The sequence below is a fragment of the Paenibacillus chartarius genome, assembly GCF_042432825.1.
In the GTDB taxonomy this organism is placed as follows: Bacteria; Bacillota; Bacilli; order Paenibacillales; family NBRC-103111; genus Gordoniibacillus; species Gordoniibacillus chartarius.
Window position 1 is genome coordinate 24,916 of record NZ_JBHLWN010000054.1, and the last position, 12,971, is coordinate 37,886.

The window sequence follows — 12,971 nt, forward strand, 5'->3', positions numbered from 1 at the left end:
TAAAACATAAACAAAAGAAGGGACATGGCTGTCCCTTCCGCTCCGCGTTACTTGAGAACACTGCCGCCGAACACAAACCGATATTCCCAGTGCTTGCCTTCAATGCTATCGATTCTTACCCCGCCGGATTTCACGGAATACGTATGCAAAATCTTGCCATTCCCCAAGTAAATGCCGTTATGCGTGATTCGTTGTGCGGATTTGTCGATTCCGGAATAATTGGAACTTTTGCTTCCTTTATACGACATAAAGAACATGATGTCTCCTGGTTTCAAGTCTCGCCAATTCGTTGTTGTTTTTCCAATTTTTTTTACATATTCGGCTTGTGTCCGGGAATTGCCGGGAAGAATGATGCCGGCCCCGTCTTTAAACGCTTGTCGAACAAAGTCCGAGCAGTCGAAAGTCCTGGTATTGGAGCGGCTGGAACCAAATTCGTAAGGCGTTCCCAAATATTTTATACCGGCTTCAATCACGTTTTTGGCTGTGCCGGCAGCAGTTTGTGCGGTTTCACCGGAAGAGGCGCCTCCCACTGATATGTACCGGCTCTGTGTTGTGACATAACCGGTTTGCCCCTGGCCATCCTTGATTTTGTACCAATAGGGGTTCACCCGTTCCAAAATATTCACATGTTCACCTGCCTGCAAATAACGAATGCGCTCGCTGCTTAGGGAAGGCTTGTCCCGAAAATTGACACTTTTCACGATGACGGCATCACCCTTGGCCGCCGAAGCGGAGTCTTGTCCCAATGAAATCGTTCCGGCAATAAAAGTCGTTACAAACAGTGCCATAGCCAGTTTTTTCTTCATCAACTGCAATTCCTCCTTGTGGATTTGGATAATTCCCGCGGCGGAAAATATCGGCTCGCGGTCTAATCCAAGCCTATCACAGGAGATGCAGTGAACCTGGATGTACATTTTTCCAATCGCTTAATCATTTCTTTAAAAAGAAGCGTTATCCTCATCTGCAAGGAGGTGGGGGTTTGCGCAGCATTCAAATCGGTTCTTTTGTCTTGAACGGACAACTGATTTTGTATTTCAGTTTTGGGGCGGCGGGCTGGTTGATGTTACAATATCGGCTCCGAAACATGCCGGAGCGGGGGTTGATCTTGTCCTGCGTATCAAACGCATTCTGGCTGTGGCTGATCGTCTGGAAAGCGAGCTACCTGCTCTTTCATCCGGTTGAAGCCATCCAACAGCCTGTTTCTTTCATCTATTTCGATGGCGGGGAACGCGGGAAATGGATGGCAAGCCTGGTTGCCGCGGTCTATATTTGGCAGAAGGCTTTGAAGCAAAACATTCCTTTAAAAATGTGGGTCGACATTTTCATCACGTATGCATTCGCGGGTTGGTCGGCCTGCCAAGTGTTGTTATTCATGATCGGGGAGGAGCCGGCCTGGTTTCATGCGGCAAGCGCCGGATTAACAGCGGTTCTTTTCATGTCTTTCTTGTTTTCTTCAAGAGGATCCGATTCGCCAATAGGACTTGCATACGCCATTTGGTTCTCGATTGGACATGCGATGCTATGGTTTCTGGTCCCCGATCGTCCGATGTGGCTTTTGTCCTTCAGTAAACAGCAGTTGATTTTTCTGCTCGTTGCCACGGGTTTGACCGGATGGGCCTGGTTGGACGAGAAGGTGAAAAAAGGAGGTTCTCATGGATAATATTTCGGTTTTCGCAGCCTTTGCCGCGGGGATGCTATCCTTTTTATCCCCTTGCGTCTTTCCGCTCATTCCCGCTTACGTTTCCCATTTGACGGGCTCGTCCTTTCAAGATGGCAAACTGGTCGTGCATCGGGGGAAACTGATTGTTCAGTCTCTTAGTTTTATTGTGGGTTTTAGTCTCGTTTTCATCGCGATGGGGGCTTCGGCAAGCTTTATTGGCCGCTTCTTTGCCCAGGAACGCGATTTGATCCAAGAAATAAGCGGTCTGTTGATTATTGTGTTTGGTCTGCAAATGGCCGGATTATTAAATCTCCGGCTGTTGATGTCCGGTAAAACATGGGAAATCAAAACGAACAGGAGCCGCGGCGCAATCCGTTCGCTGCTTACCGGCGTGGCTTTTGGCGCCGGCTGGAGCCCCTGTGTAGGGTTGGCGTTGTCATCTATTTTGCTTCTGGCCGGGTCTGCCGAAACGCTGTGGAACGGGGTTGGGTTGTTGGCCGTGTATTCCCTCGGATTGGGTATTCCGTTTTTACTGATTTCATGGTTGCTGACGTATTCGCTGCAGTTCATGAAAAAAATGAACAGATGGATACCTCTCCTGTCCAAACTGAATGGCTGGCTGCTCATTGGGCTGGGGTTTCTGTTGTTTACCGGGCAATTGCAGAAGATCAGCGCCTGGCTATCCCAATATACGTTTTGGGAGATCAACTTTTAACGAGTGGAGATGAAACGGATGAAAAAAAGCATGATCGCTGTTCTGGTTTTGATAGGGCTCGTCGTTTATGGCGGATACGATTATTTTCACAAGTCTTCTTCAGAAACCGGAAAAATTGCGGAATCGGGGGAAGCAAACCTGGAGACGGGCATTCTGAAGGGGCAGCTTGCGCCGGAATTTTCGCTTACGGATTTGCAAGGGAATCCTGTTCACCTGTCTGATTTTAAGGGCAAGAAAGTGCTGGTCAATTTTTGGGCGACATGGTGTCCGCCGTGTCGGGTGGAAATGCCCCATATGCAAAAATTTTATGAGGATTACCAATCGAAAGACGTTGTGATTTTGGGTGTTAACCTGACACCTACCGAGGAAAATCCGGATAACGTACAAGCATTTGTGAAAGAGCAACAGCTCACGTTCCCCATCGTTCTGGACAAGGAAGGAGACGTCATGCAAACCTATCAGGTTGTCGCCTATCCCACGACATTCTTGCTGGACTCGGACGGAGTGATTCGGGAAAAGTTTCAGGGCGCGATTAATTACGACATTATGAAAGAAGCTGTTTCCAATATCAAATAAGACGGGAGAGGTTATGCCGCATGAGTCAATCGGTTAAAAAATTGATTTTGTTAACACTATCCGCTTGTCCGATGGGCCGCTCCATGAATACGGTCATCGGAGAATTGCTTGCCTGCAAAAAAGAGCTTGCATATGAAGTCGTCTATGTGGATGTTGACCATGAAACGACCAATCGATATCGCATTAAGATGAATCCCACCACGCTCTTTTTGGATGACAGCGGCGTTGAATTGTACCGTATTGAAGGTTTTAAAGAAACGGAAGAGGTATGGAACTTGATTAGACAGATAGAAGAAGGATCGCTGCGATCGGAAGCGCCGCGGGAAGAAAACCGGGAGACTACCGAAACTTACACGATCTATTTGTTCCAAAACGGCAACGCCGTTCCGGTGGAGACAACGGTGATCAACAAGACTTCCGTTAAAGCGCCAAGAATAACAACGATTCAACAATTGTTGCGCACCCGGCCTGAAGGATTTGACAATCCGTTTCCGGCAGACACTTCGCTTGAGCGGGTTTCCTTTCATCATGATTCTTGCGTCGTAACGCTCCGTTCGACAAATGAAGTGAGCATGGAAGAAACCGATCGGATGAAGACGTTGCTCAATCGTACCTTGGCGGCCTATGGAATTACCGATATCAAATTGGAATGGACGATTTCTCGTTAGCCAATCATGTAAGCAAAGAAGGTTTAAAAGCCTTTTATTATTCCAATGTCGGGTTACCATGGCAAATATCACTCAATTCTGCACTCATCGGTGGAGTTGAAATAGACGTGTCGCTAGATGTCACGATAATCTACCAAATATGATTTGAGAACAAAGACTATCTGGGCCTGAGGAAAAAAGTACTAAACTCTTTCAAGCGATTATTCGACAAATTCAAAAATTTCCCATTTTGGTTCTTGCCTGTTCCACAACCTGGTAATATAATAATAGGTAATAAGTCTGACTTGGATAATGGCAAACCTGTTCGAAAGGCAGGGACGCAAAGCCACGGGTCTTCTGCATAATATTATGCAATGATAGCCGGGTTACCCTACAGTCATCCAGAAGATACTACGTGTTTGGGGTAGTGTCTTTTTTGTTTTTTAGAAAAAATTGACGAAAGGAAGTGATCGTCTTCGATATGTCCTGGGATTAATGTGAGATCGAGGTCTTAGGAAATTCAAACTAACTGAGGGGAGATGTAATGAAGCACAGTAGAGATTTTTCGCAGTTTGACGGAATATTGGCCAATGGGGTGAATCATGCGGTTATTGATGTCGACAATACGATTACCAAAAGCAACATCGTACAGTTTTACTTGTTCATCAAGAGAGAACGCCTGAAGAACCGGCTGCTATGGTGGCTGTTTCTTGTTTACTGCTTGGCTGCGGCTCCATTCTATCTTGCAGTGGATCGTTTGTCGAGAGATTGGTTTAATCACGTATTTGTGCAAAGAAAGTTCGGGAAGTACGCCTATGAACAGCTAGAGAAATACGCTCAAAGGTATTTTGAAGAAATGCTCAAGAGGCAATTTATCGTTCCTGTGCACGATCTCATCTTTTATTTGAAGGAAAAAGGAGTTCAGGTCACGTTGTTGTCAACCAATTTCGATTTGATCGTAAAGCATTACGGAGCGTATTTTCAGGTTCCCTATGTATGTTTGCCCGTCGTTAAACAGGATTCGAGGATTCGAATCGACTTTTCTCAGCTGAAAGGATTTAAGCGCAATTACATCCAACGCTTGAATCCTGCAATGACGATGGCGATTGGAGATTCCAAGTACGATCTGCCGATGCTGGAGCATGTCCATTACCCGATCATCGTGGCAAACAAGAAAAAGAAATGGATGAAGTCGATACAGAGGGAGGCTGTCTTGATTCGAGCATAATTGAAGCCTCTGTCCACGACGGCGCTCCTCTTTAATCGGTAGTCAAAACGATTAAAGGAGTTGGACCGAATGGTCTTTGTACTCATTGCATTGTGGACGATTGCAGCCATTTTGCTGATTATCAATCCCAAAAATGAACCGACACGCTGGGCGGCATTTACCGCATTTACAGGCGGTGGCGGGGGATTGTCGCGCGCGGTAACCGAAACGATCTTGCCCTATCTGGAGCAGTATCAAATCTCTACGCCTTCCCTTGAAGCATTCTTATTAAAGATGCACATGTTCGGCTCGTTTATGAATCATAATGGACTTCCTTATTGTTTTTTGATGTTCGCCGTCAGCTACTCCGGGTTATTCCGCCGTAAAAAGAAAATGATCCTCGCAGGGGTGCTTCCCATCCCGATCATCGGGATGCTTTTCCTCACGTCGTTCACTCCCCCGATCCAGCATAACTTTCAAGCGCTGTTTTTTTGGTGCGTACCTTATCTGATCGTTGGTCTTATCCTGTTAACATACAGTTTTATGAAAGAGAAGAATCCGAAACGGAAAAGAAGCCGTTTATTTTCCAATATTGTTGCATTTCCCCCGATCCTGTTTCAAATCGTGGCGAACTATACATTAAAGGCGTTTTTCGATGTTCAGGAAGTATGGCGGTTTATGCCGTTTGTGATTACGATTCTGCTGGTAACATTTTTGCTCCTCGGCATCAAATATGGCGTACTCGGCGTCCGGATAAAGTTCGAAAAGGACCGGTTGGACGGTACGATGCGCGCCATCTCGTACGGGACAAGCATATTGAACCACACGATTAAAAATGAGGTCGGAAAAATCCGGATTGTCGCCGATCAGATTCGAAATCTGGCAGCTTCGTCTCATCAGGAGAAAATTGCGAGCGATGCAGCCGTTGTGCTTGATTCGACCAAGCATATGCTGGATATGGTGACGCGCATTCAAAACCGGACGCAAGATATCATGCTGAAAGAGGGGATTCATGAGGTAACGGACATCCTAAGCCGCGCGCTTTCGATGACGAAAGTGTTCTTGGAAAAGCGGAGCGTTCAGGTTCATACGGATGTTGATAATAAGGCGATTTATCTACTCTGCGATCCGGTTCATCTTCAGGAAACGTTCCACAATATCATCGTCAACGCGGCCGAAGCGATGGAGCCGGGAGGAATGTTGTTCATTTCGGTATGCGAAACGCGGAAGCATCTTACGATCGTCTTTAAGGATAACGGAAAGGGAATATCACAAGACGAGCTTACCTATTTGTTCGATCCATTTTATTCAACCAAACATCGCAAGCAAAACTTCGGTCTCGGATTGACGTACTGCTACAATGTTATTCAGCAGCATGACGGATCGATCGATATTCAAAGCGAATTGAATGTCGGGACGTCGGTCGTAATTCAAATTCCACACAAAAGGATTCGATCCCATTCGCTTCCGTTAACCGAGGTGAGGGACATTGGATCAAATCAAGGTTATGTTGGTTGAGGATGATGCCGTCTGGCGTGACCAACTCACAAGTTTCCTGAGCCGCGAGCATGATCTTGTCGTCGTCGGTTCGGCGGCGAACAGGGAGGATGCGGTTCATCTCGCCAGGCTTAGTGACGCGCATGTTGTGCTCATGGACCTTATTTTATCCGATAATGGGTATGACGGACTTGAAGCGGCCATGGATATTTTGGAAATAAAGCAAACCAAGATCATTATGCTGACCGGCATCGACGAGGAAGAGGCAATTATGGATACGTATGCGGCAGGGGCAGTCAATTATGTAACGAAGGCCCACTTCGAAGATATTCCCTGCGCTATTCGCGCTGCCTACAATAATTTGAATTACATTCATCCGGATTCGGCTGGTGTGCTGGTGAAGGAATTTCGGCGGATGAAAAGAGAGCAACGTAGTAAGCAGTTAACCTCAGCCGAGCAGGAAATATTAAGGTTCATTCATAAAGGGTACAAGCAATCAAATATTCAAAGCAAACTGCATGCAACTGAAAGCACCATAAAAAAGCATGTGAATCGTATTCTGAAGAAGCTGGGAACCCGCTCCAGCCGTGAAGCTGCCCGAAAAGCCAAGCGTCTTGGGATAATTGATTAGAATCTCAAAGCAAACAGTCCGGCTTTTAATGGAAGACCGGGCTGTTTTTCTGTCCTACAAACATTAAGCTTCTTCTTGAGTTAAAGACGAACAAATTCATTTGACTAGAATAATTTCATCTTGACATACCCTAAGGGGGTATAGTATATTTGTTGTGGGGTGATAAGTCGTGGCGAACCAAGAGGAATTGCTACCGGATGAAGCTGACCGTTCTTGTTGTTCTCCAGAAAGCGAAAGGAAAAGCCATCATTCGGACAAAATGAAGAACAACTTGATATCCCGTTTGAACCGTATCGAAGGCCAAATTCGCGGAGTTAAAGGGATGATTGAGAAGGATACTTATTGTGACGATGTACTGAACCAGATCGCGGCCATTCAGTCAGCCTTAAACAGCGTTGGCAAGCTTTTGCTTGAAGGACACATGAAAAGTTGTGTCGTGGAACGCATCCAGGCCGGAGAACATGAAGTCATTGACGAATTGTTGATTACGGTTAATAAATTAATGAAATAATGAAATCATAAATATCGGAGGGATTTGTATGAAACAAGCAACACTTAAAGTGAACGGTATGTCCTGCCAACACTGTGTCAATTCCATTGAGAAAGCCTTAAAAGAAATAGGTGCGTCGGCTCGTGTTGATCTGAAAGGCAACTCGGTTACTGTAGAATACGATGAAAATAAATTATCCTTGGATGCCGTGAAGGAAGCCATTGAAGAACAAGGCTACGAGGTTGCCTAACAGGCATGGGGGGTCACTTGCTGGTGGCCTTTCTTTTTATTATTATAAATACCCTATAGGGGTATGAAAGAGGCGGTTTACATGCAAAACACGGAATCCCCAAAAAAACAGCAAACGACCTTGCAAATATCGGGTATGACTTGTGCCGCATGCGCAAACCGGATTGAGAAAGGATTAAACAAACTGGAAGGTGTATCGGAAGCGACAGTTAACTTTGCTCTCGAGCAGGCGTCCGTTACTTACGATCCGGATAAAGTTAAACTTCCCCAAATCGAGCGGAAAATTCAAGAGATCGGATACGATACCGTCAAAGAAGCCGTTGATTTTGAAATCAGCGGCATGACCTGTGCCGCCTGTGCCGCCCGGATTGAGAAGGGGCTCAGCAAACTGCCCGGAGTGTACAAAGCAACCGTCAATCTGGCACTGGAGACGGCACGAGTAGAATATTCACCTGCTGAGGTGTCCGCTTCGGATATGGTGAGGAAAGTGGAGCAGCTCGGCTACAAAGCAGCGATAAAACAGGAAAAACAAGAGTCTGCAGACCACAGAAAAAAAGAAATCAAGAGACAACAAAAGAAGCTTCTCATTTCCTCCCTTTTGTCACTGCCGCTGTTATGGGCAATGGTCGGTCATTTTTCGTTTACCGCCTGGATCTGGGTGCCCGAATTGTTCATGAATCCGTGGTTTCAATTGCTTCTGGCAACGCCCGTTCAATTTATCGTCGGCCGGCATTTTTATATCGGAGCGTATAAAGCGCTTCGGAATGGCAGCGCCAATATGGATGTTTTGGTGGCGCTCGGCACGTCGGCCGCTTACTTCTATAGTCTTTATTTAACGGTTCAATGGGCCAACCAGGCTGGGGCGCATCATGTGCCTGCTATGTACTACGAGACAAGCGCCGTGCTGATTACGCTCATTGTTCTCGGAAAACTGTTTGAAGCGTTAGCGAAAGGCCGTTCATCGGAAGCCATCAAAACCTTGATGGGATTGCAGGCCAAGACCGCACTTGTCGTTCGCGACGGTCAGGAAGTTTCCATACCGATAGAGGAAGTTGCCGTAGGTGATGTTGTAATCGTGAAACCCGGCGAAAAAGTGCCTGTTGACGGAATCGTGCTTGAAGGTTCATCTTCTGTGGACGAGTCGATGCTGACGGGTGAAAGCATTCCTGTCGGTAAGCGGCAGGGCGATCCGGTGATCGGAGCCACCATCAATAAAAACGGCATGCTCCGCATTGAGGCAACCAAAGTAGGAAAAGAAACCGCGCTTGCGCAAATCATCAAAGTCGTCGAAGAAGCGCAAGGTTCCAAAGCGCCGATTCAACGGATTGCGGACGTGATCTCGGGTATATTCGTTCCCATTGTCGTCGGGATTGCTGTGATCACCTTCCTGGTGTGGTATTTCGGTGTCGAACCCGGTCATTTTTCCGGCGCTTTGGAAAAAGCGATAGCGGTGCTTGTCATCGCTTGTCCGTGCGCGCTCGGATTGGCAACGCCAACCTCCATTATGGCCGGCTCTGGCCGCGCGGCGGAGCTCGGAATTCTGTTCAAAGGCGGAGAACACCTGGAATCGACGCATAAAATTACAACTGTCGTGTTGGATAAAACCGGTACGGTAACGAAAGGCAAACCCGAGCTGACGGATGTTATCGTTTCGGAATTTATCGATGAAAGCCGCTTTCTTGCTTTGGTGGGAGCGGCCGAAAAAAACTCCGAGCATCCGCTTGCGGAAGCGATCGTAGCCGGCGTGCGGGAAAGAAACATCGTTCTGCCGCAAACTGAAGCGTTTGAAGCCGTTCCGGGTTATGGCATTCGGTCGGTCGTCGAAGGCAAAGAGGTTCTGATCGGAACAAGAAAATGGATGGTCAAAAATCAGATCGATGCGGAATCGGCTTTCGCAACGATGAATGCACTTGAGGAATCGGGAAAAACCGCGATGCTTGTTGCCGTTGATGGGCGTTACGCCGGTATCGTAGCGGTGGCTGACACGATCAAAGACACTTCCAGGCGAGCCGTTGCCCGGTTGAAAGAACTCGGCCTCGATGTCGTCATGATCACCGGTGACAACGAACGAACCGCCCGTGCGATTGCAAGGCAGGTCGGGATCGACCGGGTACTGGCGGAAGTGCTGCCCGAAGGCAAAGCGGATGAAGTTAAGAAATTACAGCAATCGGGCAGGAAAGTGGCGATGGTCGGCGACGGCATCAATGACACCCCGGCACTTGCCACAGCCGATATCGGAATGGCCATCGGTACGGGTACCGACGTTGCCATGGAAGCTGCAGATGTGACGCTGATGCGCGGCGACCTGAACAGCATTCCGGATGCTATCTTGATGAGCCGGAAAACAATGCGAAATATTAAACAAAACCTGTTCTGGGCTCTTGCTTATAATGTAGTCGGCATTCCCATCGCAGCAGCAGGATATTTGGCTCCTTGGCTGGCAGGCGCGGCGATGGCGTTCAGTTCGGTTTCGGTCGTACTCAACGCACTCAGGCTGCAGCGAGCCATTGTTAAATAAGGGAGTGAGGGAATTGGCTTATTAAGAAATTTGCCCTCTCACCATCTGGCAATAATAACAGAATTCTCAGGAGAATGCTGAAAGATGATAAAAAAGTGGATTACACTTCTCGGCTACGTGGCGGCCATCATCGTGATCGTCATGAACAAAGGTCCGATCCTTCGTTGGTTGGATGCTGAGAGTGCTAATCATCTTCTACTGCTATTTGGTGCAGCTGTATTATTGGCCCTGATTCCTATTGTCCCTTATGGCGTTGTTGCCGGAATAATGGGGGCCAAATACGGCCCTTTTTGGGGAGGATTCCTGAATGTCATTAGCTCCACCCTTGCAGCCGCTCTGCTATTCTTGTCTGTGAGGACGGTTTTTCAGGAGCAGGGAAGAAGGCTTTTGTCAAAATACAAGCGAATGGACCGGTTTACGGAGTTGATGGAACGGAACGCGTTTCTCGCGGTTTTGACGGCCCGTCTTATCCCCTTTGTACCTGCTGCCGCTGTAAATGTTTACACTGCAATCAGTCGAATGAGATTTGGACCTTTTTTTGCGGCTACGTTGCTTGGGAAAATACCTGTTATGTTTGTGTTTGCCGTCATTGGAGACCAATTGCTCTCCGACTTGCGTGATGTTCTTTGGACATCATTGATCTATGTTCTCTTTCTTTCCGTAGTTTTTCTTATTTATTGGTTTTTCCGGAGACGATCAAACAACAAATCCAAGTCAGCCATTCAAGGTTAGACTATACCCCGCGCCTCCGGGCTCGATCCAAGCCATGCGCGGCTTTGATTTTCGACAAACATAAGGTTGATAGTGAGCAAAACGTATTCGGATAAGAGGGCGATGATGTGATCATCGGGTTGGTCGTCTCCTGCTGCAAAATACAAAAGACAGAGGTAAAAGAAGGGGCGGTTATTACCGATAATTATCAGCATGAATTAGCATAAAATCTGCAAAAAACATGGCCGCAATTTACTTGCAACCATGTTTTCGTTGACTTTTACGGAACCTGGATTGTATAGGGGACAATGAAGGTTTTACCTTGATGTTTAAACTGCCCCCATAACTTATAAATCCCGCTTGCAGGGAATGCTGTTCCAAATTTAGCCTGTGGTCCAGTTGCCTTTTCTTCCAGGGGGGGGTTATGAATGTATTTTTCTGCGTCGGCACTCAAAATAACGACGTGACCCACTGCACCTAAGTACGGTTCAAGGTTTGTAATCGGTTGTTTCGTACTGGCATCAAGAAAATTGAATGTCATGGTCAGTTCTTTTCCTGCCTGAAGCTGGTCGAAGGATAAAGATACTTCTTTCCCTTCAACGACTTTGGTTAAGTTAGTCTCCGGTGTAAGTGGCTGAGCGGCAGGAACATCCCCGGAGACTTTGACCCATTGACTTTCCGTTTTCGCTTCACCGCCCTCTGGGATAAAATCAGCGATGAGTTTATAATCTCCCCCTGTTGGGAATTGAGTGCGAATTTGGAACAGCCCTTTTCCCTTGTAATCAGGATGGATATGATTAAAAAATGACAGATCTTTATTAACAACGATTAAATGCATTTGTTTTTCATGACTGACTTGAAATTTCTCAATCGGCTTCCCCGTATTATCCTGGATCTGATGTTCGGTGACATTAAAGTTAGTGCCTAGACATTATAGTTGGTACCTTTACAACAAAGTTAGTGCCTTTACAATAGAGTTGGTATCTGAATGTTTATTTAACAGCCGTTCTTGGTTAAAATGGAATTAAGACCATCTAGTATTACAGCAAAACAATTTAAATCTAATGGCTTCGCCCTTTGGTTTTAGGGAGCGAAGCCATTAGTCGTTTTTAGGGGTTATAACGGACAGCTCGCTATAGGCCGTTTTATGGAAACCAAAATGGAGGTGTTATTTTGTCTAAACAAGGCACAAGAAAAGAAAAGCTGCAAACCAACTACATTAAAAAAGGCAGGGGTCAGGGAGTTGGAGAAAATTATCAGCCCTTTATTCAGGCACATGACAATAAAATTGCCTCAGAAGGATGGCTGGCACGACATAAAGGGTGGAAAACTAAAAGGATTCACCACACCTTGTCTGAGCATGAAAGAAAGTACTTATATTACTGTGAATGGCTTGATGGAGTGACTGATATACGCGAACAATGGCCGCTGTTACCCTTAGAAAGAACAATGGAGATTGCTGAAGAACTTGGTATTAAACATCCACATCAATACGGAAAACCTGTAGTAATGACAACGGATTTCAGGCTCACCTTGGAAACAAAAGACGGCAGTCGAGATGTTATACGAACCATAAAACCACGCGAAAAATTAACTGACCGTACTTTAGAACTTTTTGAAATCGAAAGGGTTTACTTTGCAGAGCAGGGGATTGATTGGTGCATTATTACGGAAGACAAAATCCCCGTCAACCTAGTGAAGAACGTAGAATGGATGGCAAAAGCTAAATATTTGGATACACGACCTGGTGTGAATGAGGAACTCGTTGGGTTACTATCCGATGAGTTATTTGGGATATTTGTGAAAGATGCTGGGCAAACGCCGCTTATTAATCTATGTTTGCGGACAGATCATGAATGCCACTTAGAAAAAGGGACATGTATGTTTATCCTCCAGTACATGTTAGCAAACAAATTTTGGGGAACGGAGATGAATAAACAAATCATTCGAGAAAGGGAGCCATTAATTATTTATCAGAATAAATCGACACAAAAATTGATTCACTTAGCATAGAGGCTCGGAATTAAGCAGGTGTTCTGAGTCTGAATGAGGGGTGAATGAGGCAGAAGC

14 protein-coding genes and 1 riboswitch are annotated in these 12,971 nt (G+C 46.3%); of the genes, 12 read left to right on the forward strand and 2 right to left on the reverse strand.

From position 1 onward, the window contains the following. Window positions 1-47 precede the first annotated feature (47 nt). On the reverse strand, window positions 48-806 hold the full coding sequence (locus ACFFK0_RS14030; RefSeq protein ID WP_062494073.1) for a C40 family peptidase: 759 nt from the start codon (window positions 804-806) through the stop codon (window positions 48-50). 173 nt (window positions 807-979) lie between these two features. On the opposite strand from ACFFK0_RS14030, the gene ACFFK0_RS14035 reads away from it, so the two are divergent. From ACFFK0_RS14035 to ACFFK0_RS14085, 11 genes are all read left to right on the forward strand, one after another. Beyond that, window positions 980-1,660 (forward strand): hypothetical protein, encoded by a 681-nt coding sequence (locus tag ACFFK0_RS14035; protein WP_127607643.1) that lies wholly within the window; start codon window positions 980-982, stop codon window positions 1,658-1,660. Further along, window positions 1,653-2,375 carry a cytochrome c biogenesis CcdA family protein gene (locus ACFFK0_RS14040; RefSeq protein WP_127607645.1) on the forward strand — a complete coding sequence of 241 codons (723 nt, stop codon included), beginning with the start codon at window positions 1,653-1,655 and terminating at the stop codon, window positions 2,373-2,375. Before ACFFK0_RS14035 ends, ACFFK0_RS14040 begins: the two co-directional genes overlap by 8 nt. 18 nt (window positions 2,376-2,393) lie before the next feature. Further along, window positions 2,394-2,951 carry a TlpA disulfide reductase family protein gene (locus tag ACFFK0_RS14045; RefSeq protein ID WP_127607647.1) on the forward strand — a complete coding sequence of 186 codons (558 nt, stop codon included), beginning with the start codon at window positions 2,394-2,396 and terminating at the stop codon, window positions 2,949-2,951. A gap of 20 nt (window positions 2,952-2,971) precedes the next feature. Continuing rightward, window positions 2,972-3,619 (forward strand): thioredoxin family protein, encoded by a 648-nt coding sequence (locus ACFFK0_RS14050; protein WP_127607649.1) that lies wholly within the window; start codon window positions 2,972-2,974, stop codon window positions 3,617-3,619. Window positions 3,620-3,902: 283 nt separating this feature from the next. After that, window positions 3,903-3,992, forward strand: a riboswitch (cyclic di-GMP riboswitch). Between the two features lie 150 nt (window positions 3,993-4,142). Continuing rightward, complete coding sequence (locus ACFFK0_RS14055; protein WP_127607651.1) at window positions 4,143-4,826, forward strand: haloacid dehalogenase-like hydrolase; 684 nt, start codon at window positions 4,143-4,145, stop codon at window positions 4,824-4,826. 69 nt (window positions 4,827-4,895) lie between these two features. After that, window positions 4,896-6,323 (forward strand): sensor histidine kinase, encoded by a 1,428-nt coding sequence (locus ACFFK0_RS14060; RefSeq protein WP_254611574.1) that lies wholly within the window; start codon window positions 4,896-4,898, stop codon window positions 6,321-6,323. Then, window positions 6,295-6,933, forward strand: a complete 639-nt coding sequence (locus ACFFK0_RS14065) for a response regulator (protein ID WP_174351720.1) — start codon at window positions 6,295-6,297, stop codon at window positions 6,931-6,933. The genes ACFFK0_RS14060 and ACFFK0_RS14065 overlap by 29 nt, the downstream gene beginning before the upstream one ends. Before the next feature lie 169 nt (window positions 6,934-7,102). Then, window positions 7,103-7,444 carry a metal-sensitive transcriptional regulator gene (locus ACFFK0_RS14070; protein ID WP_082655297.1) on the forward strand — a complete coding sequence of 114 codons (342 nt, stop codon included), beginning with the start codon at window positions 7,103-7,105 and terminating at the stop codon, window positions 7,442-7,444. Window positions 7,445-7,472: 28 nt separating this feature from the next. Further along, the gene (locus ACFFK0_RS14075) at window positions 7,473-7,673 is read left to right on the forward strand and encodes a copper ion binding protein (protein WP_019007631.1); all 201 of its coding nucleotides are present in this window, start codon (window positions 7,473-7,475) and stop codon (window positions 7,671-7,673) included. Between the two features lie 81 nt (window positions 7,674-7,754). After that, complete coding sequence (locus ACFFK0_RS14080) at window positions 7,755-10,190, forward strand: heavy metal translocating P-type ATPase (protein WP_127607657.1); 2,436 nt, start codon at window positions 7,755-7,757, stop codon at window positions 10,188-10,190. Between the two features lie 84 nt (window positions 10,191-10,274). Further along, the gene (locus ACFFK0_RS14085) at window positions 10,275-10,922 is read left to right on the forward strand and encodes a TVP38/TMEM64 family protein (protein ID WP_019007633.1); all 648 of its coding nucleotides are present in this window, start codon (window positions 10,275-10,277) and stop codon (window positions 10,920-10,922) included. A 259-nt stretch (window positions 10,923-11,181) separates the two neighbouring features. Here the strand turns inward: ACFFK0_RS14085 and ACFFK0_RS14090 are convergent, their stop codons facing one another. Beyond that, window positions 11,182-11,796 carry a DUF8832 domain-containing protein gene (locus tag ACFFK0_RS14090; RefSeq protein WP_512700674.1) on the reverse strand — a complete coding sequence of 205 codons (615 nt, stop codon included), beginning with the start codon at window positions 11,794-11,796 and terminating at the stop codon, window positions 11,182-11,184. Window positions 11,797-12,074: 278 nt separating this feature from the next. Here ACFFK0_RS14090 and ACFFK0_RS14095 point away from each other — a divergent pair, with 278 nt between their 5' ends. Then, on the forward strand, window positions 12,075-12,914 hold the full coding sequence (locus tag ACFFK0_RS14095; RefSeq protein ID WP_377470885.1) for a TnsA endonuclease N-terminal domain-containing protein: 840 nt from the start codon (window positions 12,075-12,077) through the stop codon (window positions 12,912-12,914). The last annotated feature ends 57 nt before the right edge of the window (window positions 12,915-12,971 follow it).

Excerpts from the sequence above, each read along its gene's own strand:
- ACFFK0_RS14030 (WP_062494073.1), bottom strand. The coding sequence starts at position 806 with ATGAAGAAAAAACTGGCTATGGCACTGTTTGTAACGACTTTTATTGCC.
- ACFFK0_RS14040 (WP_127607645.1), top strand. The coding sequence starts at position 1,653 with ATGGATAATATTTCGGTTTTCGCAGCCTTTGCCGCGGGGATGCTATCC.
- ACFFK0_RS14045 (WP_127607647.1), top strand. The coding sequence starts at position 2,394 with ATGAAAAAAAGCATGATCGCTGTTCTGGTTTTGATAGGGCTCGTCGTT.
- ACFFK0_RS14050 (WP_127607649.1), top strand. The coding sequence starts at position 2,972 with ATGAGTCAATCGGTTAAAAAATTGATTTTGTTAACACTATCCGCTTGT.
- ACFFK0_RS14055 (WP_127607651.1), top strand. The coding sequence starts at position 4,143 with ATGAAGCACAGTAGAGATTTTTCGCAGTTTGACGGAATATTGGCCAAT.
- ACFFK0_RS14060 (WP_254611574.1), top strand. The coding sequence starts at position 4,896 with ATGGTCTTTGTACTCATTGCATTGTGGACGATTGCAGCCATTTTGCTG.
- ACFFK0_RS14075 (WP_019007631.1), top strand. The coding sequence starts at position 7,473 with ATGAAACAAGCAACACTTAAAGTGAACGGTATGTCCTGCCAACACTGT.
- ACFFK0_RS14080 (WP_127607657.1), top strand. The coding sequence starts at position 7,755 with ATGCAAAACACGGAATCCCCAAAAAAACAGCAAACGACCTTGCAAATA.
- ACFFK0_RS14085 (WP_019007633.1), top strand. The coding sequence starts at position 10,275 with ATGATAAAAAAGTGGATTACACTTCTCGGCTACGTGGCGGCCATCATC.